This is a genomic window from Aeromonas sp. s6 (assembly GCF_040907815.1).
GTDB classification, from domain to species: Bacteria; Pseudomonadota; Gammaproteobacteria; order Enterobacterales; family Aeromonadaceae; genus Aeromonas; species Aeromonas caviae.
This window is the reverse complement of the sequence record NZ_JBFOCN010000086.1, coordinates 1-22,170: the sequence shown is the minus strand read 5'-3', so window position 1 is coordinate 22,170 and position 22,170 is coordinate 1. Positions and strand designations below refer to the sequence as shown.

Here is a 22,170-nt window from a genome sequence, read left to right as displayed (position 1 = left end):
GTAGCGATACGTTGAGCTAACCCATACTAATTACCCGTGAGGCTTAACCATACAACACCCAAGAAGTGTTTCTGGCCTTGTAGCGAATGAACGAATTACTTACATCAGCTTTCTCAGATTGAAGATTTTGCCTGGCGGCAATAGCGCAGTGGAACCACCTGACCCCATGCCGAACTCAGAAGTGAAACGCTGTAGCGCCGATGGTAGTGTGGCATTCGCCATGCGAGAGTAGGACACTGCCAGGCACCCAATACAAGAAACCCCGCTCATCTGAGCGGGGTTTTTTATTGCCTGAAATTTATTTTTTAGATAATAAGTCTGGTTAATGCGCAAAACACAGTCTATTGTATCGATAAACATTGTTATTCAGCCAGTATCACTGTCTTTCAAACGGCTCAATCTCTCTTTCTCACCAGGTTGAGCGTCAAGTATCTCCGGCTCAAGCGCTATTCCCTTCCTTGATAATCACTATCGCTGGAAACGGGAGTGACAAGTACCTCAGGATCCATAGACTGTTTCTTTCATGTACAAGGAGCTGTCTATGTTGGGGATCCACGATTTGGCGTTGTTTGTCGTTTCTGGCCTGCTGCTGAACATGATGCCTGGGCCTGACTCCCTGCTCATCATGCTGCGCAGCGGCTCCCAGGGATGGCGTGCAGGGTCCATGGCGGCATTGGGTATCGGGACAGGTACCATGGTACATGTGTTGGCTGCGGCGCTGGGACTGTCTGCCCTGTTGAGTGCCTCCGCCGAGCTGTTTGCCGTCATCAAGCTGATGGGGGCGCTCTATCTGGTCTATCTCGGCGTGTCCATGCTCTGGCAGAGGAGTGGCACTTCAACGTCTGTGGATGGGGCTGTGGCGCTGCCTGCGCTCTCTTATGGGCGCATCTTTCGGCAGGGGTTGCTCACCAATGTCCTCAATCCCAAGGTGGCGCTCTTCTTTCTCGCTTTTGTGCCCCAGTTCATCGATCCCGCTTCACCGCAAAAGGCGATGGCATTCATCGTGCTGGGCTGCATCTTCAATCTCAACGGCATGATCTGGTGCCATCTGCTGGCGTTTTCCACCGCGTTTGCAAGCCGCAAGGTGCGACTGCCCGCCCGGGTGGCCACCTGGCTGAATCGCGTGATGGGGGGGCTGTTCGTGGGGCTCGGTATCAAGCTGGCGGTGGAGTGAGCAGGTAAAAACCGGGCATAGAAAAAGGCGTATCCCATCGCTGGGATACGCCTTCGTCTGCACTGCAGCAGAATGACCGGGATCAGTTCATGCCGTAACGCTTGAGTTTCTTGCGCAGGGTGCCGCGGTTGATGCCCATCATTACGGCGGCGCGAGTCTGGTTGCCACGGGTGTACTGCATGATCACGTCCAGCATGGGAGCTTCGACTTCGGAGAGAACCATATCGTACAGATCAATCACTTCCTGACCGTTCAACTGGGCCAGGTAGTTACGCAGGGCCTGTTGCACAGAGTCACGCAGGGGGCGTTGGGTCGGCTCGGCAGCGTGATTGTGAGTAGTTGTTACCAATGCATCAGAAGTCAGGGTTTGTTCGAACATATTCGGTCGGCTCTTTAGTTATGCGTTAACCTAATCCATCGAAATACGCTTCGAGTGCCTCGAGTTGTGCGTCTGCACAATCCAGGGCATTGAAGTGCTTACGGAATTCTCGGCCCGCCTCTTCTTCATCCAGATACCAGCCCACGTGTTTACGGGCAATGCGCGCTCCCAGATAGGCACCGTAAAACTGGTGCAGATTGGTGACATGCTCGTTCATCAGGGTGCGAACCTCTTCCCTGTCGGGAGGCGGCAGCTTGGTGCCCGTTTCAAGAAAATGGCGGATTTCCCGGAAAATCCAGGGTCGTCCTTGCGCAGCACGGCCGATCATCACGGCGTCGACACCGGTATAGTCGAGGACATACCGGGCTTTCTCCGGGCTATCGATGTCGCCATTGGCGACAACAGGAATCGATACGGCCTGCTTAATCGCCCTGATAGTGTCGTACTCCGCTTCGCCCTTGTAGAGGCAGGCACGGGTACGACCATGCACGGCAAGGGCCGCGATACCGCAATCTTCGGCGATTCGGGCGATCTCCTCGCCATTGCGGTTATCCGGATCCCATCCTGTGCGGATCTTCAAGGTGACAGGTACTTCCACCGCATCCACCACGGCCCGGCAGATGGATCTGACCAGGTCTGGCTGACGCAGCAGGGCGGAACCTGCCAGCTTCTTATTCACTTTTTTTGCCGGACATCCCATGTTGATGTCGACGATCTGAGCGCCCTGCTCCACGTTGTAGCGGGCAGCAAACGCCATCATCTCGGGGTCGGCACCGGCAATCTGGACCGATCGCAAGCCGCCTTCAGCAGAGTGATCCATTCTCATCCGGGTTTTCTGGGTATCCCAGACATCCGGGTTGGCCAGCAGCATCTCGGAAACGGCCATACCGGCTCCCAAACGTAAACAAAGTTCACGAAATGGTCGGTCTGTTACACCGGCCATGGGGGCCACGATCAGGGGAGTTTCAAGCGTGTGGGGACCTATCTGCATTCCACGGTTACCATCGGCTTAGGGCGGCGTATATTACGCATTTTTTAGTCAGGAGAAAAGGTTAGTATTTGAGCGTCAGCCATTTTTTTCTGAAAAAAACGTCGCGCCAAGGCTTGCAAATTCAGGAGTGCTTGAAAATCGGACATATTGTCTGTGACCATGGTCAGGAGGGCGCGAGTGAGGGGGATGGTGATTTGTGAGTCTCCCTCTCAAGCCGGTTTAGGCTATGATAGCGGGCCTGAATTGAGCAAAGACTCTACACAATTTCATTACAAACGGATCGGGGATGTATGACGGTAAAGTTCATCAAGTCGCTCTGCCCATGCCTGCTGGGTATCGTGCTGGGGTCGGCTCAGGCGCAGACGGTCAGCTTTACCGAGGCCTGGAGCCGCGTCATCCAGCAGGATGACGGCTTGGCGGCAGAGCAGGCCGGGGTGGAGCGGGCCCAGCAACTGCGGGAGGCGGCCAAGGCAATGTACCTGCCCAAGGTGGATGTGGGGGCCAGCTATACCCATCTCGATCAGCCGATGGAGCTGGACATGCTGGATCTCAACCCCATCGCCAATCATCCGGAATTCGGCAAGGTGCTGGGGCCTGTGATGCAGGCACTCAACCTCAGCCCGAGCGATTTCGTCACCCCCCTCACCAAGCAGAACGTGGTGACCAGTTCGGTCAAGATGCTATGGCCGCTCTTTACCGGCGGGCGCATCGATGCGGCCCAGGATATTCGTCAGGCCCAGGTGAGCGAGGCTGAGCAGTTGCTGGTGCTCAAACAGCAGTCCACCTTCGAGAGCCTCTCCCAGACCTACTTCGGGGTGGTGCTGGCGGCGCAGGTGGTGCAGACCAAGCAGGAGATCGAGCAGGGACTGGCACACCATCTGGATCATGCCAAGAAGCTCGAAGCCCAGGGGCAGATCGCCAAGGTGGAGCGCCTTTCGGCCCAGTCTGCCTATGACAGGGCACGTATCGATACCCAGAAGGCCAGGCGCAGCCTGGAGATCGCCCAGCTGACGCTCGGCCACATGCTCAAGCTCAAGCAGGCTGAGCCCAATACCGCCCTCTTCATCAACGAAGGGATGCCAGCCTTGTCTCCCTTCGTGGAGGAGACCCTGTCGGTGCATCCCGGTCTCAAGCTGTTGACGGCCAAGAAGGATCAGGCCCAGGGGATGATCAAGCTGGAGAAGGGCAAATACGCCCCCGAGCTCTTCCTGTTCGGCAACTACAACCTCTATGAAGATGATTCCATTGTCTCCAAGACCACACCGGACTGGCTGGTTGGTGTCGGGGTCAGCATGCCGCTGGTGAGTCGTGATGGCCGCTCCGAGACGGTCCAGGCAGCCAAGAGCGCCGAACTCCAGGTCAACCTGCTGCAAGCCAAGACCCGCCAGGATCTGGAGCTGCTGGTCGAGAAGACCTGGCGCGAGGCTGCCCAGGGACTGGAGGAGTATCACTCTCTCTCCTCGACCCAGGCGCTGGCCGAGGAGAACGTGCGGTTGCGTGACAAGGCATTCGGTCAGGGGCTCTCCACTTCCCTCGATGTGGTCGATGCCCAGACCCAGCTTGCCGGGGTCAAGACCCAGCGCGCCGCCGCCGCCTATCAATACGTGATCTCTCTGGCCCGCCTGTTGGCACTCTCCGGTCAGATGAACAGTTTCAACCAGTATCAGCATGGCCAGGCGATCGAGGTGAACTCATGATCGCGCGCTCTTCCACTCCGTTATTCATGTCCGTTTCGACCGTCAAGGGTCGCCCGTTTGCCGAGGTGAATTCATGAGTCATCCCCCCATCAAGAAGAAGATGAGCCAGGGCAAGCCCTGGCTGCTGCCACTGGCGCTGGTATTGCTTGTGCTCTGGCTTGGCTGGCGCTTCTGGCTGGCCTATCAGCCGGAGCCGGTGCGTCTGCAGGGGCAGATAGAGGCGCAGCAGTATTCGGTCTCTTCCAAGGTGGCGGGCCGCATCGACGAGGTGCTGGTGAAGAAGGGGGATCAACTGGCCAGGGGCCAACTGGCGTTCACTCTGGCGAGCCCGGAGATCGAGGCCAAGCTGAGTCAGGCCAAGGCCGGGCAGGCCGCGGCGGGTGCCATGGCCGAAGAGGCCGAGAAGGGGGCGCGAGTGCAGCAGATCGCGGCCGCCAAGGATCAGTGGCAACAGGCCAAGGCGGCTGCCCTGCTTCATGGCAAAACCTACGAGCGCATTGCCAGCCTGCATCGGGATGGCGTGATGTCGCTGCAAAAGCGTGACGAGGCCTGGACGGCCTGGCAGGCGGCGAAGTACAGCGAGGGCATGGCCTGGCAGCAATACCAGATGGCACTGGAAGGGGCGCGGGAAGAGACCAAGATAGCGGCCCGCGAGCAGGCCAAGATGGCGGCTGGCGGAGTGGCGGAAGTGGAAGCCTATCTGGCCGATACCCGCATCGCCAGCCCCCACGAGGGGGAAGTTGCCCAGGTGCTGTTGCGTAGTGGCGAGCTGGCTCCCCAGGGCTTCCCTGTGGTGACCTTGCTCGACATGAAGGATGCCTGGGCCCAGTTCCATGTCCGTGAGGACCTCTTGCCAAGGTTCCCGGTCGGTACCGAGTTTGATGCCCGTATTCCCGGCCTGGGGGATCAGCTGGTGCGCTTCAAGGTGACCCATGTGGCCGTGATGGGGGATTTCGCCACCTGGCGTGCCACCGACACCCGCCAGGGGTTCGACATGAAAAGCTTCCAGGTGGAAGCGCGCCCCTTGCAGCCGGTTGACGGGCTGCGGGTCGGCATGAGCGTGCTGGTCGAGCTCTGATGGGGCGCGAATGGCGGTTGCTCTGGCAGGACCCGTTCGGCCGGGCGCTGGCGAGCTGGGTCCCCTTGGTGCTGATAGGGATCCTGTGCTGGATCTTTTCAGCCGGCCTGGCGCGGGATCTCAAGGTCGGTCTGGTGGATCTGGATCGCAGCACCCTCTCCCGACAACTGGCGCTCTCTCTCGATGGCTCCGCCGGGCTCAAGATAGCGCAGCAGTTTGACGCCATCGACGAGGGGGCCAGGGCGCTGCGTGGGGGAGACATCTATGCCCTGGTGGTGATCCCCCATCACCTGGAGCGGGATGCCCGCGAGGGGACCCAACCCAGGGTGACCGTGTTCAACAATGGCCAGTTCATCCTGATTGCCAAGCTGGTCAACTCCGCACTGGCCCAGGTGGTGGGAACTCTTAATGGCCAGGTGGGCGTGCTCTCGGCCATGGCCGACGGCAAGACGCTGCCCGGTGCCCTGGGACAATCCGTACCCATTGCGAGCCAGGTTACCGCGCTTTACAACATCAATTCCAGCTACGCCCAGTTTCTGCTGAGCGCCCTGCTGCCTGCGGTGTGGCAGATCCTGGTGGTGCTCTATGGCCTGAACGCCCTGGCCCGCACCGATCGCCTCGGGTTGGACTGGACCACCAGAGGGGTCTGGTTCGGCCTCTGGCGTACCCTGCTACCCCACGTGCTCATCGGCTGGGGGTGGGGTCTGGCGTGGAGTCTGCTGCTGTTCAAGGGGCTTGGGTACCCCATGCAAGGCAGTTGGCTGGTGCTGACGGCGGGGCTGGGACTGGCGTCGGCCGCTTGCGTCACCATGGGGGCCTTCTTCTACGCCATCATCCGGGATCCGGCGCGCGCTCTGTCGCTGGCGGGGGCTTACACGGCTCCCGGTTTCGCCTTTATGGGGGTCACCTTTCCGGTCAGCGCCATGGGGGATGTGGCCCAGTTCTGGCGCAGCCTGCTGCCCATCTCCCACTATGTGGAGCTGCAAATCGGGCAAACCAACTACGGTCAACCGTTGACGGCGGCCCTGCCCCAGCTCGGGGCCCTGCTGCTGTTTCTGCTGCCCCTGCTGCTGGTGGTACACCGCTACCGGACGCCGTCGGGCGCGGCCCTGCCCCATGAGGAGTCCAGGCCATGATGGGATTCTGGGATCTGGTGCGCCTTGAGCTGCGCACCCTCTTGGCGGATCGCGCCATCATGCTGACCCTGTTTGGCGGCGTCTTCTTCTACTCCTTCCTCTACCCCCAGCCCTACCTGCACCAATTGCCCAGGGAAGAGCCCGTGGTGGTGGTCAACGAGGATGGCAGCCAGCTCTCCCGCCAGCTGGAGTTTATGGCCGATGCCACGGCGCAGGTGAAACTGGTGGCCCGTGCCGGTTCGCTCGACGAGGCCCGCCAGATGATGCTGACCGGCAAGGCGAGCGGCATCTTGCACATTCCCCGCCACTTCTATCGGGATCTGATGCTGGGCAGGAGCGTGACCCTGGGTTATGCCGGGGATGCCTCCTACTTCCTGGTCTATGGCACCATTGCCGAAGGGCTGGCCCAGGCGGGGGGCACGCTTGCCGCCCAGGTGAAGGTGGCCAGGCTGTTGAGCCAGGGTGAGGCGCTGCCCCAGGCCGCCATGGGCTGGAACGCGGTGGCCCTCAATGTGCTGCCGGTATTCAACCCCACCATGGGCTATGTGAACTACGTGGTGCCTGCGGTATTCGTGCTGATCCTGCATCAGGTGTTGCTGATGGGGACCGGCATCCTGGGGGCGACCCAGAACCAGCGCAGCCGCCGTGGCGAGTCAGGCTACTGGCAACATGCTCCCGTGCCGGCCTTGTTGCTGGCCCGCACCCTGGTGGTGGGGGCTCTTTTCGTCCTTCCGGTGACCTACTTCTTCGGCTTCTGCTTCGATCACTACGGTATTGCCCGCACCGCTGTACCCGGCGAACTCTGGCTCTTTACCCTGCCGTTCCTGTTGGCCACCACCTGGCTCGGGATCGTGCTCGGCGCCCTGTTCACCCGCCGTGATCTACCGACCCAGGTGGTGCTTGTCTCCTCTTTGCCGCTGGTCTTCCTGGCCGGCTTTATCTGGCCCCTTGAGCTCATCCCGGCCCCCCTCAACTGGCTGGCCCAGTGGGCACCGAGCACGCCGGCCATCGAGGGATTCCTGCGCCTCAATCAGATGGGGGCCGACTTTGCCCAGGTCTCCCGCTACTGGTGGCAGTTGTGGGGACTGGCGCTGCTGTATGGCGCTCTGGCGTGCTGGTTGCTCCGCTGGCGTCAACCGTGCCTTGCAACGCGGCCGGATGATGGGGCGACAGCGTCTTCCACCGACTAGGCGCCTTGCAACAACACGGTCAGCCACTGGGCTGACCGTGTTGCCATTCACAGGGATCATGGCTGATTCAGACCCGGATCGCCGATGGCATAGATCTGGCCGCACGCCTCCTGGTCGGTGAGCAGTTGCAAACCCCGTATCGCCACATCCTGGCGCCTGACCAGGCCATGCCTCTCTAGCCCCTGGCTCAGGATGGCCTGACCCGTGGGCTCCCCATCCTGCAACCCTGCGGGGCGTAAAATGGTCCACGCCAGGGGGCTTGTCTGCAGCCAGCTTTCCGCCAGGCTCTTGAGGCGTACCTCGTGTCCGAAGGCGGCGCGAGCCCGCTCGGGCAGGTATTGCCAGCTGTCGCCACAACCGAGGGAGGTGACCAGCAGCAGGCGGCTGAGCCCGGCGCGCTCCATCTCGTCGATCACATGGCGGTTGCCCTGATAATCCACCGGTGCACTCTGGCGAAAGCTGCCGAGGGTGGAGACTACCCGGGCATCCCTGTCCGCCAAGCGGCAAGCCTGGGCCACGGCCTGGGGGTCCAGGGCATCCCCGATGACGACCTCGACTCCCAGGGTATGCAGCTCGCTGGCCATGTCGGCATGGCGCACCAGGGCAACGACCCTGTGGCCCAGTTGCAGTGCGTGGTCGGTGAAGGCGCGGCCCAGTCCTCGACTGGCACCGAAGATGAGTGTGGTTGGCATGACAGGCCCTCTCGAACAAAAGAGCAAGCCTAGAGCCTGGATGGCTCTCTGTAAATGAGAGTGGTTTTTATTTGTGAGGTGCAGGGGATATGAAGGGCCGGACATCAGGGACGCCGGCCCGACGGGATCAACCGTTGTAATGGCCGATGCTGGGACGGCGGCTGGGTCCGCTCAGGTGGATGTCCACCGGATTGAACGCCTTGATCGCCTCATAGCTGAAATCACCGATGGCCTGATGCAGGCTCTGGGGGCTGTGGTTGGTGATGATGATGACGCTTTTGGACAGGTTGCGACGACGGCGCAGCAGGTGGCCGAGGAAGCTGGACTGACTCTCGGCCATCTTGGCACGGTTGGCCGCCACCTCGTCGATGATCAGCAGGTCCACCTCTTCCAGGGCGCGGCGGTACTGGTTACGCTCCTCCTGATCCTGGATGACGTTGAAAAAGAGCCTGTCCACGATGGAGGCCCACTGCTGGAAGATCACCGACTTCTGGTGGCGCGCGATCAACTCGTGGGCCACGGCACCCGCCAGGGTGGATTTGCCGGTGCCGTAATCGCCGTAGATCAGCATGCAGCCCCCGCCGCTCTTCTCCCAGTGCTCGAAACCGCTGATGAAGTAGCGGGCTGTCTCGATGGGGTATTGCAGGGCCGGGTCACCGGAATCCATCTTGTCGAAGATCCAGTCCGGATTGAGGTCGGCCTGGGCGATCAGCTTCTGGATCCGCTCCTGGCGGGCGGCCTTCTGCAACTCGCGCACTTCGGCATTGGCCTTGGCGTCGTACTCCTTGCGCAGGGTCTCGTAGTCGTACTGGCTGCCGCCGGTTGCGGCCCGCAGTCGGAGAATACGTTGCTGCAGGCTGCTGACGTGACGCTTGAGCTCGGGATCATGAGCCCGTTGCTCCTGTCTTGCCTTGGCGATTTTCTGGCGTTTGGCCTCGATCTCTTCCAGTGCCTGGCGCATCGGGTCGTGCGGATCTGTCATGGAATTCTCCTTCTGCTAGGGCTGTGGCTGGATGGGCAGGGGGTCAATAGTGCACTTCGTGGCCGCCTGGTATCAATCATTCTCCGGCTCCTGAGCTTGTGCCAGCCGTTTGGCCTCATCGATCATCTCTTGCGCCCGGCGGCTCGGGCCAGCCTCTACCGGGGCTGGCGCGACCTGCTGGTACCCGGTGACCACGGTCGCCGGGCGGCGGGCGTAGCGCCGACTCTTGAGGGCCCGAATAAATTTCAACATCCACTGGTGCTGGGAGTCGAACACCTCGGGGCGGCCGAGCCAGTAGGCGATGAACTCCCCGAGATCCTCTTCGCTGTAGCTGGCATCGATCACCCCGCACAGGCGTGCGAGAGCAGGCAGTTCTTCGTCCGGACGCCACTGCAGGTGCATCTGGAACGGGCGTGCCGGCAGAGGGCTGCGCACCCGCTGGCTCAGCAACGGCAACTGGAAAGGGCACTGGTGGTAGTGCTCACTGTCAGCCTGGGCCTCGACCTGAAGCAGTTCGGCTTCCATCAGCTCGTCGAGCAGTTCGGTCAGCTGGCGAGCGTTGACCTGATAGCTGAAACCACCGGGATTGCCCGGATCGACGACAGCCAATGCCCGGCCAAGCTCGGGATAGTTGAGTCGGGCCAGCCGATTTTCCAGCACCAAGCGGCGCAGTTGCAGGGTATAGAGGCTGCGGGCCGGATGGGAGAGTCTGGGATGGGCGAGGGCGCTGTATTCGGCTGGCGTCATGGTCTGCTTCACGATCTGGAGTGGAGGGCATTATCCCTCATGGCGGTGCCTCATACAATTCATGGTGCCGACCTGCGAGATAACGGCTGCCGGGCGACGGTTGCCGACCATCTCTGCGCAAGGGGGCGATCAAAATAGTCGGACCATTTCAAACGCTTGGCAGATACCAAGGCCAGCCCGGCTCGCTGCTCGACAATATTGTGTGGCGGTATCCAGCGCCCATGATCTAGTCTTAATGCTCAAATAACCATTTGACTAATAAGAGCTTTGTCAAGATGTCAAAAGCCGGACTACGGATCTTGGTGGTAGAAGACGAAGCGGTTTTTCGCCACTCACTGGTATCTTATCTCGAGCACGACGGGGCCTGCGTCTTTCAGGCAGAAGACGGAATTGAGGGGCTCTCTGCCGCAGCGCTCTATCACCCCGATGTGGTGTTGTGTGATCTGAACATGCCGAACATGGATGGCCATGAGGTGATTGCCTGCCTTACCGCCCGCTATCCACAGGTGCCCGTCATCGTCATCTCCGGTCAGGATCAGATGGCTGCGATCGAGCGTGCGCTGCGGGCGGGGGCCAGGGACTTCTTCATCAAACCGGTGAATGACTATGAGCAGATCCGCCGCAGCATCGAGCAATGCCTGACAAACCTCGGGCATCAGAGCCAGCAGCTGGAACTGATGGAGCACATCGACTTCTTCCGTGGCCACGATCTGGCGAGCAGTCGGCTGCTCGCCTGGTTGGCGCCCCCTGGCATGCAGGAGTGGGGGCCCTGGCAGGTCACCTTTGCCGGCATGGGCAATCTCTTCATCCCGGATACCTTCAAACTGGACGACAAGCTGCTGGTACTGGTGATGGAATTGCCCATCCTCGGTGTGGATGCGGCCTTCTGTGGTGCCTTGGTGCGATCCCTGATGAACGGCCCCTATCGCCAATACCAGCAACAGGAGAGCCTGCTGTTGACCCAGCCACACCGATTGCTGGATTACCTCAATCTGCAACTGCTGGAGTCGGGCCTGCGTCACTCCTTTGCCATGGCGGCCCTGCTGTTCGATCAGGAAGATGGGCTGCTTTTTGCAAATGCCGGGCTCACCTCACCTCACTGGTTGATGCGTGCAGGGGGGTTGCCGCTCGGCTTGATGCGCAGCAGTCGCTACACGTTGCACAGGCGAAGCTGGCACGAGCCCTTTGATCTGCAGTTTCGCAGTGACAGCGGCAGCGCCCTGACGATGCAGGTTCGTCACCACTGACGCAGTGAAGTGAACACATGCAAACAGGGCGCCCATGGGCGCCCTGTTTGGTATCTGCTGTCCTGACCGGTCAAACGGTCGCGGAGTGCAGTTTCTGCTCTTGTTCTTCGGGCTCTTTGGCCGGGCCTTCGGCACCGTGCATCCAGTAGACCAAGCGGTTGGCCATGGTCAGCAGGATGAGGGCGCTGATCACGGCGGCCAGTGCGATGCCACCGAAGATGGCCATGGCACCGGATTCGCCGACGAAGGATCCGATGAAGCCGGCGGCATAGTTGGCCAGGGCCACGAAACCGAACCAGGCACCCATCATCAGGGAGGCCAGGCGCAGCGGAGCCAGCTTGGTCACCATGGAGAGACCGATGGGGGAGAGGCAGAGCTCACCCAGGGTATGGAACAGGTAGGCACCGACCAACCAGAACATGGAGGTCTTGACAGCCTGATCACCACCTTGCTCCAGCACGGCACCGATCATGAACAGGAAGCCGACGGCCAGGAATAGCAGGCCCATGGCGAATTTCACCGGGGAGTTCGGCTCTTTCTTGCCGAGCTTGATCCAGATGGCGGCCACGACAGGGGCCAGGGTGATGATGAAGAAGGGGTTCAGGGACTGGAACCAGGCGGTCGGCACTTCGAAGCTGCCGATCATGCGGTCGGTATACTCCTGGGCATACAGGTTCATCAGACCACCGGCCTGCTCGAAGCCGGCCCAGAAGATGATGGTGAACAGGCCCAGTACCAGGATCACCTTGATGCGATCCACTTCCTGTTTGGTCAGGGGCGCTTTTTGCTCCTTGGAGCGCTGCAGGGCGGCACGCTGGGCGGCGGGCACACGGCCGATGTCGCCAAGGAAACGCTGGGCCATGGTGGCCTGCACGACCAGGGAGAGCAGCATGCCGATACCGGCGCTGACGAAGGCGGCTTGCCAGCCATAGGCGGTGGCGGCGGCGCCGCAGATCACGCCGGCCAGGAGGGAGCCCAGGTTGATGCCCATGTAGAAGATGGTGAAGGCGCCGTCACGACGGTGATCCCCTTCTTTATACAGGTCGCCCACCATGGTGGAGATGTTCGGTTTGAACAGGCCGTTGCCCACGATCAGCAAGCCAAGGCCGGCATAGAAGACGGTGTTGACCATGTCAGGGAACATGGCGTGAGGCAGTGCCAGGGTAAACTGGCCGGCGGCCATCAGCACGGCACCGAACAGGATGGCACGGCGCTGGCCCAGGAAGGTATCTGCGAGCCAGCCGCCGATGATGGGAGTGATGTAGACCAGACCGGTATAGATGCCGTACAGCTTGAGGGCGTCGGCCTGGGTCCAGCCCATGCCACCGTTGGCGGTCAGGTCGGTCAGATAGAGGACGAGCACGGCACGCATGCCGTAATAGGAGAATCTCTCCCACAGTTCGGTACTAAAGAGCAAAAAAAGCCCTTTAGGGTGACCTAAAAAGGTCCCTTTGGACGGGTTATTCATTGGAACTTCCACCTGTGTCTTATATTTTTTTAGAAATTTTATGCAAGGGCTAGGAACAAGCCTTAATCCTTATAGAACAAGCGACTTTAAATTACAATATTATGATTTAGCGATATTTTATCTATCAATGGTTGAATATTTGTTTATAAAATGAAAAAGGGCATCGAATGATGCCCAGTTTTTTATTCTGCTTATCTTGTAAATATTCAGAGATTACAGCTCTTTGGCAAACTGCTTCAGCCAGCTGGTGAATTCTTTGCTGAGTTCCCGATGGCGCACGGCGTATTCCACATTGGCCTTCATGTAACCGAGCTTGCTGCCGCAATCGTGGCTGCGTCCCTTCATGAAGTAGGCATTGACCTGCTCCTTTTCCATCAGCATGGCGATGGCATCGGTCAGCTGGATCTCGTCGCCGGCGCCGGCCGGGGTTTTTTCCAGCAAGGGCCAGATATTGGCCGAGAGCACATAGCGACCGACCACGGCCAGGTTGGACGGGGCTTCATCCCGGGGCGGCTTCTCGACGATGGCCTGCATCGGCAGGGACATGCCTTCGCTCAGGGCTTCCCCCTTGATGTCGGCGATGCCGTATTTGTCCACTTCGCTCTCGGGGACGGCTTCCACCATGATCTGGCTGATCTGCTCCTCTTCGAACAGATGCACCATCTCCGCCAGGTTGTCCTGCTTCAGATCGCTGGCCACCTCGTCGATGAGCACATCCGGCAGCAGCACGGCGAAGGGTTGATCCCCGATGAGGGGGCGGGCACACAGTACTGCATGGCCCAGGCCTTTTGCTTCCCCTTGACGCACGTGCATGATGGTGACGTCTTTGGGACAGATGTGCTGAACCTCTTCCAGCAGTTGGCGCTTGACCCGCTTCTCCAGGGTCGCCTCCAGCTCGAAGCTCTTGTCGAAGTGGTTCTCGATGGAGTTCTTGCTTGAATGGGTCACCAGGATGATCTCCTTGATGCCGGCGGCGATGGCTTCGCGCACCACATACTGGATCAGCGGCTTGTCGACCACGGGCAGCATCTCCTTGGGGATGGCCTTGGTGGCGGGCAGCATGCGGGTACCCAGACCGGCAACGGGGAGAACGGCCTTGCGAACAACGAGCGGTGTCTTTTTCATGGAGTGAGTCCGAAGATACAAAGTGGGCTCATGATACCCGAAGAAAAATAGGGCAGCCACAGGCTGCCCTCGGGATGATAGGGATTCAAACCGGTTACTTGACGATAATCATGTCCCGGTTTGCTTCCAGCGTGGCAGGTCCGATGCCACTGACGTCCGCCAGTTGATCGACGGAGGTGAACTTGCCCTGCTTCTCCCTGTGGTCGATGATGGCCTGTGCCTTCTTCTCGCCAATGCCTTTCAGGGCGGTGAGCTCGCCGGCACTGGCGGTATTGAGATTGATCTTGCCGCTCTCCTTGACTTGGGTGGTGGCCACAGGCTTGGTCGCCGCCTTGTCGGCGGCCAGCAGAGGTTGGCTCAACAGGGGGAGGCAGCTCAGCAGCAGTGCGGCGATCAGGGTCTTCTTGTTCATGTTTCACATCCTTATGAATCTGCCTTAGTGGCATATTTATCATTAGCTGTGTTGCGCCACTTTTTGTCTGTCAGTTTTGACACTGTATAAGTCAGTGCAAACGGCTATAAGCCGAAGATACTCACTCGGTTACACTGACCAACCCTTTGAGCGAGAACTCTTTTCCATGTATCTACCCGCCATTTCCGAACTGGAGCCCATCGCCCGCGCCGCCGGTGAGGCCATCATGTCTATCTACAGTCAGCCCTTTGCGGTGGAGTACAAGCAGGACGAGAGCCCGCTGACGGCGGCGGACAAGGGGGCCCACGAGGTGATCGTTCAGGCGCTGGCGCGTCTCACTCCCGATATCCCGGTGTTGTCGGAAGAGTCCTCCCCCGAGGTGATGGCTGCGCGACTCGGCTGGCCCCGTTACTGGTTGGTGGATCCTTTGGATGGCACCAAGGAGTTTGTCTCCCGCAACGGCGAGTTCACGGTGAATATCGCCCTGATTGAACAGGGGACCCCGCGCTGGGGGCTGGTCTATGCCCCGGTACTGGACAAGCTCTGGTATGGGGGCAAGGGGATTGGCGCCTGGCGTGTGGCTGATGGCAGGCACGAGGCCATCCAGACCCGCCCTCATGACGCTGGGCAAGTGTGGCGCGTGGTGGGCAGTCGCAATCACCTGTCGCAGGAGACACTCGAGTATCTGGCCCGTTTTGGCGAACTGGAGCGGGGCGAGATCGAGCTGGTTTCCATGGGCAGCTCTCTCAAGTTTTGCATCATTGCCGAGGGGGAGGCCGAGCTTTACCCGCGGCTCGCACCGACCTGCGAGTGGGATACGGGGGCAGCTCAGGCGGTACTGGAAGGGGCGGGGGGCAGCGTCACCCAGCTCGATGGTTCGCCGCTTTGCTACAACAAGCCCGATATCCTCAATCCCTGGTTTGTGGCCAGGGCATGAGTCATCATCGGATACGAAAAGGCCGGACAGTGTCCGGCCTTTTTCTTGTCAGCCTCGATGGGCTCAGAAGACTTTCTTGAACGGTTTGATGGTCACTCTGGCGTAGACCCCTGCCGCAACATAGGGGTCCGCATCGGCCCAGGCCTGGGCGTCGGCCTGACTGGCAAAGTCGGCGATGACGGTGCTGCCGGTGAAGCCCGCATCGGCCGGATCCTCGGCATCGATGGCCGGGTTGGGGCCGGCCGTCAGCAGTCGGCCCTCATCCTGCAAGGCTTGCAGGCGGGCCAGGTGGGCAGGGCGTGCCAGCTTGCGCTGGGGCAGGCTGCCCGCGACATCTTCGGAGTAGATCAGATACCACATGGAACAATCCCTTTCTGGTTGCGGTTATTTTTTCTGTTCTGCGTTCTGCTCGGCCGGCATGTGGCGATAGAGATAGACGCCGCTGAGCAGGGTGAAGACCAGGGTCATGCCCAGCAGGCCGAACACCTTGAAGTTGACCCACATCTCCTGGGAGAGGTTGAAGGCCACGTAGAGGTTGAGCAGACCGCACAGGGTGAAGAAGCCGACCCAGCCGAGATTGACGTTGTCCCAGACCCGGTCGGGGGCTTGGAGCTCCTTGCCCAGCATCTGCTTGATGAGGTTCTTGCCAAAGCCATAGCGGCCGATGAGCAGGGCGAGGGCAAAGAGCACATTGATGACGGTCACCTTCCACTTGATAAAGGCATCGTCGTGGAAGAAGACGGTGAGGCCGCCGAAGAAACCGACCAGCACGAAGGTGAACAACTGCATCTTCTCGACCCGGCGATAGCGAAGCCAGCTGTACAGGAGTTGCAGGCCAGTGACGACCACCAGGGCGCCAGTGGCGGTGTAGATGTCGTAAAACTTGTAGACCGCGAAGAAGACGATCAGGGGGATGAACTCGATAAACTGCTTCATGCTGGGCTCTAACCTCAAAATTTCACTCAGTGTACCTGCCCGTCAGACAACGGCAAATGAATAGACCGTCCATTCTGCAGGCAGTTCCTTCCCGGGGCGGCGGGTTACTCGAACAGCTGGCTGGCAATCTGGTTGCCAAGGCGCACCTGATCGTCCAGCAATGCGTGTATGTCTGCTTCCTCGATGAGAGGGTTGAGCAGGACGGCGCGCAGCAGCGTGAGCGGTTGCTCGCCATAGCGGGAGACTGCGCGCTGGGTGCGTGAGACGAAGCTGTGCCCTTCGGCGCGCTGGGCTTTTTGCAGGGCGACGTTGAAGAGATTGATCTGTTCGTTGGCCGCCACATCGGGTACCTGACCTTGCAGGTGGGGCGGAATGCACCGGTAGGAGAGCAGGTTCATGACAGGTGCCGACATCAGCTCGAAGGCGGGGCTGGCGTCGATGAGCGCGGCCATTCGCCGCGCCCTGTCGTAGTTGGCGTCGATGAGTTGGGCATAACCCTGCTGCCCCAGCATCTGGAAGGCGGCATCCAGATAGAGCGCGTTGGCGGGACGGGTCCCCTCCAGAGTGAAACGCCCCTGATCGAAGGAGGTGGCGCGGATGGCGTAGGGAGCCTCGCGCTTCACCGTCATCATCAGGTCCGGTTGGCGGCAGAGCAGCATGCCGGTACCGAGCGGGACCAGCAACTGCTTGTGACCGTCAAGGGTAACGGTATCGGCGTGCTCTATCCCCGTAAGCAATCCCTGATAGCGGGGCGAGAAGAGGGTCGGGCCACCCCAGGCCGCGTCCACGTGGAAGTGGATTTGCTCGCGCCGGGCGATGGCGGCCAGTTCCGGCAGCGGGTCGACGGAGCCAAAATCCGTGCTGCCAGCCACGCCGACCAGCGCCAGCACCTTGAGCTTCTGCTCCCTGCATTGTTGAAGGGCCTGTTCCAGCGCCGCCAGACTGAGCCGGTTGTGCTCGTCTGTGTCGAGACGCCAGACGCTGCGACCCCCGAGTCCCAGCAGATCCATCCCCTTGTCGAAGGAGTAGTGCATCAGCCGCGATCCCAGAATGACGGCGCCGCGATAGCCCTGCTCGGCGAGGGCGAACAGGTTGTCGCCACAGGCCCGGTTGCGGGCCAGCCAGAGGGCGGTGACGTTGGCGATGGTACCGCCACTGGTCATGACACCGAGGGCTGCATCCTTGGCATGCATCTGGGCTGCATAGAAGGCGTCGTCCTCGCGGTAGACCAGACGGTGCAGCTTGGCCAGCACTTCCCGCTCCAGAAAGCTCAGCAAACGGGAGGACTCCATCTTCATCGGGTTCTGGTTGAGCATCACCAAGAGCCGGGAGAGCTCGGCGGTGAAGGCCGGCAGCGGTGCCGTCATGTGTCCCATGTAGCGGGGAGAGGTGAGGTGCGATGCCCCGGGTACCAGGGTGGTGAGCCGTGCCAGATAGTCCCGGGGAGAGATGCCGATGGCGGGCATGCACGACTGATCGAGCTGGTGGGTGAAGCTGCCCCGCTGATAGGGGGCCTGACTGTCGTCGGAATGATGGAAATGCTCCAGCAGGGCCGTCATGGCCTTGCCGAAATCAGGATCCGGTTGTGTAAACAGTTCAGTGAGCTTCATCGGGTTCTCCAGACCAGATTGTCGGGCAGACGCGGCCATCCGCATGGGCGGCGTCGGCGGCAGAGCATACACCAAAGGGGCGGGGGGCACAGCCATCTCTGGCCCTCCCTCTCTTCGCTCCTTTATTTTCAGCTAACACTTGTAGCCTGAAATGTCGGCCGCTAGAGTGGGCCGGTAATGGGTTGGAGGTAATGATGAATGTGACGGGGTACTCCCCACGGGAAGAGTGGGCGAATCGCCTCAGCCATGGGCTGGGGCTGCTGCTGGGCGGACTGGGACTGGTCTTGCTGCTGCACAAGGGGTGGGATCAGGGGCCCAGGGTACTGCTGAGCTACGGCGTCTACGGTGCCAGCCTGGTATTGCTCTATCTCGCCTCGACGCTCTACCACAGCGTGAGCTCGGTGGCGACCAGACGCTGGAGCAAGCTGTTCGATCACTGCGCCATCTATCTGCTGATCGCCGGCACTTATACCCCCTTCCTGCTGGTGGCGCTCGATACGCCGCTGGCGCAAGGACTGATGGTGGTGATCTGGGGGCTGGCCCTGGCGGGGGTCGTGTTCAAGCTGATCTTCATCAATCGCTTCAAGAAGGTGTCGCTATTTACCTATCTGATGCTGGGCTGGTTGTCGCTGGTGGTCATCTACCAGCTCTATCTGCATCTGGATGGTACCGGGCTCCTGCTGCTGGGGCTGGGTGGTCTCATCTACAGCCTGGGAGTGATCTTCTATGTGGCCAAGCGCATTCCCTACAACCACGCCATCTGGCACCTGTTTGTGCTGGGTGGCAGTCTGTGCCACTTCATGGCCATTTATGGCTATATCTGATGGCTAACCCTTAATTGGTATTTTTGTGCTCATGAAAGCCTGAATTCGTGCGGCACCCCACAGTTGCCCCCTTCGTTTGCTGACAAGCTAGTGCCAGTTCAGTTTGGAAAGGATGCAAACGATGAGTGAGATCGCGCTTTCCATCAGCATGCTGTCGCTGGTGGCAGTGCTGGGGCTCTGGCTGGGAAACTGGCGGGTCTATGGCGTGGGTTTGGGTATCGGCGGGGTGCTGTTCGGCGGCATCATAGTGGGCCACTTCGCCGGCTTGTCCGGCTTGAAGCTGGATGAGCAAACACTTCATTTTATTCAGGAATTCGGCCTGATCCTGTTCGTCTACACCATAGGCATCCAGGTCGGTCCCGGCTTCTTCTCCTCCTTGCGCAGTTCGGGCCTCAAGCTCAATGGCTTCGCGGCCCTGCTGGTTCTGCTCGGCTGCCTGGTGGCGGCAGCGTTGCACCAGCTGTTCGATGTACCGCTGCCGGTGATCCTCGGGGTCTTTTCCGGGGCCGTGACCAATACCCCGTCCCTGGGGGCTGGCCAGCAGATCCTGGCCGAGCTGGGGGCGGATCCTGGATCCACCGGCCTGATGGGGATGGGCTATGCGGTGGCCTACCCGTTCGGTATCTGCGGCATCCTGCTCACCATGTGGCTCATCCGTATGTTCTTCCACATCAAGATCGAGGAGGAGGCGGTCGCTTTCGAGCAGCAGGCAGGCAAGACCAAGGAGAGTCTGCAAACCATCAACATTGCCGTGCGCAATCCCAATATGCATGGCCTGATGCTCCGCGAGATCCCGAGTCTGGACGAGGCGGACGTCATCTGCTCCCGACTCAAGCGTGGCGACGAACTGATGGTGCCAAAGCCCGACTCGCGCATCGAACTTGGCGACCTGCTGCACCTGGTGGGGGAGCGCCATGCCCTGCACAAGGTGCTGCTGGTGCTTGGAGAGGAGGTAGACACCTCCCTCTCCACCCGCGGGACCGATCTGCGGGTCGAGCGGGTGGTGGTCACCAATGAGCAGGTGCTCGGCAAGCGGATCCGCGATCTCGACATCAAGCAGAAATACGATGTGGTCATCTCGCGCCTGAATCGGGCCGGCATCGAGCTGGTGCCGACCAGTCAGACCAGTCTGCAGTTCGGTGACATCCTGAACCTGGTGGGGCGGCTCGATGCCATCGAGGCGGTCACCAGCGTGGTGGGCAACGTGCAGCAGAAACTGCAACAGGTGCAGATGCTGCCCGTCTTCATCGGCATCGGGTTGGGGGTATTGCTCGGATCCATTCCCTTCTACCTGCCGGGATTCCCGGCGGCGCTCAAGCTGGGGCTGGCAGGGGGACCGCTGGTGGTGGCGCTCATCCTGTCTCGTATCGGCAGCATCGGCAAGCTCTACTGGTTCATGCCGCCGAGCGCCAACCTGGCGCTGCGGGAAATAGGCATAGTGCTCTTCCTGGCGGTGGTGGGGTTCAAGTCCGGGGCCGGTTTCATCGACACCCTGATCAACGGTGATGGCCCAGCCTGGATGCTCTACGGTATGGCGATTACCCTGATCCCGCTGCTGGTGGTCGGTGTGCTGGCGCGCCTCTACGGCAAGATGAACTATCTGACCCTGTGCGGCTTGCTGGCCGGCTCCATGACAGACCCTCCCGCGCTGGCCTTTGCCAACGCCATGCACCCGACCAGTGGCGCCAGTGCGCTCTCATACGCCACTGTCTACCCGCTGGTGATGTTCCTGCGGATCATCTCGCCACAGCTGTTGGCTATCATCCTCTGGGCGGGTGTATAGGGTTAATCTTGACGGGAGCATGTTTTGTCATGCTCCTGTCATTACTCTGTAATTTATTGATAATTTTGGTTTTTGCCATTCTCGCAACCTCGTTTTACACACTTCTGTCTGGCTGAACAGTTCAGCCTCAAATCGGTCTATCCTTTCGAATTTTCGAGCTGGTTATTTTTCCCCTCAGTCTGCAAAGTAGGCTGTGGCTTATTGCATTCAAATCAGGATTCAGGAGAGAACATGATTACCAATGCCGTTACCTTGGAACAGGGCGTAACCGTAACCCAACTCAAAGGACAAATTTATCTGGTTGCTGCTGATGGCAGCCGGAAGCTGTTGGCTGAAGGTGATGTGCTGCCGAAAGGGGCGGTGATCATGTCGCCGGATGGCGCCAGTTTCATGGGCGGCGGACAGTCGTTCAATGTGCAACCAGCCAGCGAGCAGAGTGAACCTGCCGAAGAGGGGGATGCTCCCCAGCTGGCGCAAAATGGCGCTGCTGGCACTCCTGATGATATCAATGCCCTGCAACAGGCGATCTTGGGTGGGGCTGACCCGACTCAGGCCTTTGAAGCCTCTGCCGCAGGCGGTGCACCTGCCGCCGGTGGTGGCGGTATTGGAGGCGTCGCCGGTGCCAGTGGCAACGGCGGTTTTGTTACCATCGACCGTACCGGTTCCGCAACCATTGCTGAAGCCACCTTCGATACCACCTACAACGCCAATGGCGAGCCACCGCTTGAAGCCGTTGGTGAAGATGATCCTCTTTTTACCTCCGCCAACCTTGTCTTGAGTGCAGATGTACAGGTGAATGAAGGTGGGTTTATCACCTTTACTGCGACATTAGATGAACCTGTTTTTGGTTCTGACTTGGTTATTCAGCTGTCAAATGGTGCAGTGATCACCATTCCCGTCGGCCAGAGTTCCGGTTCAGTCACTGTTGCTGCTCCAGCAGACAGCCCTTATGTCGACCCGTCAACGATCTCCGTTTCGATTACCGGTACTCAGGGTGGTGGTTTCAACCAGATTATCACTGGACCTTCAACGACTACCCAGATTAACGACACTGTCGACACCACCGCCGTGACCCTGGGTGCTCCGGCGCAGGTCAACGAAGGTGGGCAGATCACCTACAGTGCCAACGTCAACAACGCCCCGCAGAGTGACCTGGTGCTGACCCTGTCCAACGGCGCCAGCATCACCATCAAGGCGGGTGAGTTGAGCGGCAGTGTGACGGTCGATGCCCCGAGTGACGACGTTTACAAAGATGGCAGCAGCCTGACGGTGAGTATCACCGGCAGCAGCGGTGGCAACTATGAACAGCTGGACACCAGCAGCAAGGTGACCACCGAGGTGGCCGACACCGTGGACACCACTACCGTGACCCTGAGCTCGGCCACCAACGGCCAGATCGTGACCGAGGGCGGCAGCATTGTCTACACCGCCAGCGTCAGCAACCCGGTGACCGGCAGCCCGCTGACCGTGACCCTCTCCAACGGGGTGGTGATCACCATTCCGGTGGGGGCCAGCAGCGCTAACAGTGACCCTGTACCGGTTCGTGGAGATGACATTTATCAGCAAGGTGAAGAGTCACTGAGCGTCACTATCGACAAGACCAGTGGTGGCAATTACGAGAATGTGGTTAGCACTGGCACCATCACTAATACAGTGGTGGATGACCAGGATGCCCCGACCCTGACCCTGACCGGCGATGCCAATGTGGTCGAGGGGGGCAAGGCGAGCTACACCCTGACCATCAGCGACGCCCCGAAAACCG

21 protein-coding genes and 1 rRNA gene are annotated in these 22,170 nt (G+C 60.1%); 11 read left to right on the top strand and 11 right to left on the bottom strand.

What is annotated here, in order from left to right; translation table 11 throughout:
• Window positions 1-130: 130 nt before the first annotated feature.
• Together rrf and AB5Y50_RS13475 are read left to right on the top strand one after the other, a co-directional pair.
• A 5S ribosomal RNA gene (gene rrf / locus AB5Y50_RS13480) occupies window positions 131-245 on the top strand.
• Between the two features lie 296 nt (window positions 246-541).
• A complete protein-coding gene (locus AB5Y50_RS13475) occupies window positions 542-1,174 on the top strand; it encodes a LysE family translocator (protein WP_043156049.1) in 633 nt (210 codons plus the stop codon).
• Window positions 1,175-1,256: 82 nt separating this feature from the next.
• Here the strand turns inward: AB5Y50_RS13475 and fis are convergent, their stop codons facing one another.
• Window positions 1,257-1,553, bottom strand: coding sequence for a DNA-binding transcriptional regulator Fis (gene fis / locus AB5Y50_RS13470; RefSeq protein ID WP_005309538.1), 297 nt, complete (start codon window positions 1,551-1,553; stop codon window positions 1,257-1,259).
• 25 nt (window positions 1,554-1,578) lie between these two features.
• Complete coding sequence (gene dusB, locus AB5Y50_RS13465) at window positions 1,579-2,544, bottom strand: tRNA dihydrouridine synthase DusB (RefSeq protein WP_010675552.1); 966 nt, start codon at window positions 2,542-2,544, stop codon at window positions 1,579-1,581.
• A 290-nt stretch (window positions 2,545-2,834) separates the two neighbouring features.
• On the opposite strand from dusB, the gene AB5Y50_RS13460 reads away from it, so the two are divergent.
• The 4 genes from AB5Y50_RS13460 to AB5Y50_RS13445 all read left to right on the top strand — a co-directional run bounded on the left by AB5Y50_RS13460 (window position 2,835) and on the right by AB5Y50_RS13445 (window position 7,645).
• Complete coding sequence (locus AB5Y50_RS13460) at window positions 2,835-4,241, top strand: TolC family protein (RefSeq protein WP_043156047.1); 1,407 nt, start codon at window positions 2,835-2,837, stop codon at window positions 4,239-4,241.
• Between the two features lie 73 nt (window positions 4,242-4,314).
• Window positions 4,315-5,319 (top strand): HlyD family secretion protein, encoded by a 1,005-nt coding sequence (locus AB5Y50_RS13455; protein ID WP_080767988.1) that lies wholly within the window; start codon window positions 4,315-4,317, stop codon window positions 5,317-5,319.
• Complete coding sequence (locus AB5Y50_RS13450; RefSeq protein WP_043156045.1) at window positions 5,319-6,455, top strand: ABC transporter permease; 1,137 nt, start codon at window positions 5,319-5,321, stop codon at window positions 6,453-6,455. Before AB5Y50_RS13455 ends, AB5Y50_RS13450 begins: the two co-directional genes overlap by 1 nt.
• Window positions 6,452-7,645 carry an ABC transporter permease gene (locus AB5Y50_RS13445; protein ID WP_010675548.1) on the top strand — a complete coding sequence of 398 codons (1,194 nt, stop codon included), beginning with the start codon at window positions 6,452-6,454 and terminating at the stop codon, window positions 7,643-7,645. The genes AB5Y50_RS13450 and AB5Y50_RS13445 overlap by 4 nt, the downstream gene beginning before the upstream one ends.
• Window positions 7,646-7,701: 56 nt before the next feature.
• Here AB5Y50_RS13445 and AB5Y50_RS13440 read toward each other — a convergent pair whose 3' ends face one another.
• The 3 genes from AB5Y50_RS13440 to AB5Y50_RS13430 form a co-directional block, all read right to left on the bottom strand.
• Window positions 7,702-8,337, bottom strand: a complete 636-nt coding sequence (locus AB5Y50_RS13440) for an SDR family oxidoreductase (RefSeq protein ID WP_010675547.1) — start codon at window positions 8,335-8,337, stop codon at window positions 7,702-7,704.
• A 127-nt stretch (window positions 8,338-8,464) separates the two neighbouring features.
• A complete protein-coding gene (locus AB5Y50_RS13435) occupies window positions 8,465-9,319 on the bottom strand; it encodes a DnaA/Hda family protein (protein ID WP_010675546.1) in 855 nt (284 codons plus the stop codon).
• Window positions 9,320-9,391: 72 nt separating this feature from the next.
• Entirely contained in the window at window positions 9,392-10,066 is a 675-nt protein-coding gene (locus tag AB5Y50_RS13430; protein WP_039041329.1) for a DnaT-like ssDNA-binding domain-containing protein, read from the bottom strand.
• 275 nt (window positions 10,067-10,341) lie between these two features.
• On the opposite strand from AB5Y50_RS13430, the gene AB5Y50_RS13425 reads away from it, so the two are divergent.
• Window positions 10,342-11,313 carry a response regulator gene (locus AB5Y50_RS13425; RefSeq protein WP_029314797.1) on the top strand — a complete coding sequence of 324 codons (972 nt, stop codon included), beginning with the start codon at window positions 10,342-10,344 and terminating at the stop codon, window positions 11,311-11,313.
• 70 nt (window positions 11,314-11,383) lie between these two features.
• Here the strand turns inward: AB5Y50_RS13425 and AB5Y50_RS13420 are convergent, their stop codons facing one another.
• The 3 genes from AB5Y50_RS13420 to AB5Y50_RS13410 form a co-directional block, all read right to left on the bottom strand.
• A complete protein-coding gene (locus AB5Y50_RS13420; protein WP_029314796.1) occupies window positions 11,384-12,781 on the bottom strand; it encodes a peptide MFS transporter in 1,398 nt (465 codons plus the stop codon).
• 213 nt (window positions 12,782-12,994) lie between these two features.
• The gene (gene galU / locus AB5Y50_RS13415; RefSeq protein ID WP_010675542.1) at window positions 12,995-13,906 is read right to left on the bottom strand and encodes a UTP--glucose-1-phosphate uridylyltransferase GalU; all 912 of its coding nucleotides are present in this window, start codon (window positions 13,904-13,906) and stop codon (window positions 12,995-12,997) included.
• A gap of 94 nt (window positions 13,907-14,000) precedes the next feature.
• Window positions 14,001-14,318: a ComEA family DNA-binding protein gene (locus AB5Y50_RS13410; protein WP_010675541.1), complete on the bottom strand. Its 318-nt coding sequence runs from the start codon at window positions 14,316-14,318 to the stop codon at window positions 14,001-14,003.
• Between the two features lie 166 nt (window positions 14,319-14,484).
• Here AB5Y50_RS13410 and cysQ point away from each other — a divergent pair, with 166 nt between their 5' ends.
• Entirely contained in the window at window positions 14,485-15,255 is a 771-nt protein-coding gene (gene cysQ, locus AB5Y50_RS13405) for a 3'(2'),5'-bisphosphate nucleotidase CysQ (protein ID WP_010675540.1), read from the top strand.
• A 63-nt stretch (window positions 15,256-15,318) separates the two neighbouring features.
• On the opposite strand, the gene AB5Y50_RS13400 is transcribed toward cysQ, so the two are convergent.
• The 3 genes from AB5Y50_RS13400 to AB5Y50_RS13390 all read right to left on the bottom strand — a co-directional run bounded on the left by AB5Y50_RS13400 (window position 15,319) and on the right by AB5Y50_RS13390 (window position 17,801).
• Window positions 15,319-15,615 carry a YciI family protein gene (locus tag AB5Y50_RS13400; RefSeq protein ID WP_010675539.1) on the bottom strand — a complete coding sequence of 99 codons (297 nt, stop codon included), beginning with the start codon at window positions 15,613-15,615 and terminating at the stop codon, window positions 15,319-15,321.
• A gap of 24 nt (window positions 15,616-15,639) precedes the next feature.
• Window positions 15,640-16,191: a septation protein A gene (locus AB5Y50_RS13395; RefSeq protein WP_010675538.1), complete on the bottom strand. Its 552-nt coding sequence runs from the start codon at window positions 16,189-16,191 to the stop codon at window positions 15,640-15,642.
• A 104-nt stretch (window positions 16,192-16,295) separates the two neighbouring features.
• Window positions 16,296-17,801 (bottom strand): aminotransferase class V-fold PLP-dependent enzyme, encoded by a 1,506-nt coding sequence (locus AB5Y50_RS13390; RefSeq protein ID WP_010675537.1) that lies wholly within the window; start codon window positions 17,799-17,801, stop codon window positions 16,296-16,298.
• Between the two features lie 191 nt (window positions 17,802-17,992).
• Here AB5Y50_RS13390 and AB5Y50_RS13385 point away from each other — a divergent pair, with 191 nt between their 5' ends.
• The 3 genes from AB5Y50_RS13385 to AB5Y50_RS13375 all read left to right on the top strand — a co-directional run.
• Entirely contained in the window at window positions 17,993-18,625 is a 633-nt protein-coding gene (locus AB5Y50_RS13385; RefSeq protein ID WP_029314795.1) for a hemolysin III family protein, read from the top strand.
• 121 nt (window positions 18,626-18,746) lie between these two features.
• On the top strand, window positions 18,747-20,408 hold the full coding sequence (locus tag AB5Y50_RS13380) for a putative transporter (RefSeq protein ID WP_111896789.1): 1,662 nt from the start codon (window positions 18,747-18,749) through the stop codon (window positions 20,406-20,408).
• A 231-nt stretch (window positions 20,409-20,639) separates the two neighbouring features.
• The coding region (locus AB5Y50_RS13375) for a retention module-containing protein (protein WP_368162979.1) at window positions 20,640-22,170 on the top strand (1,531 nt) is incomplete at its 3' end.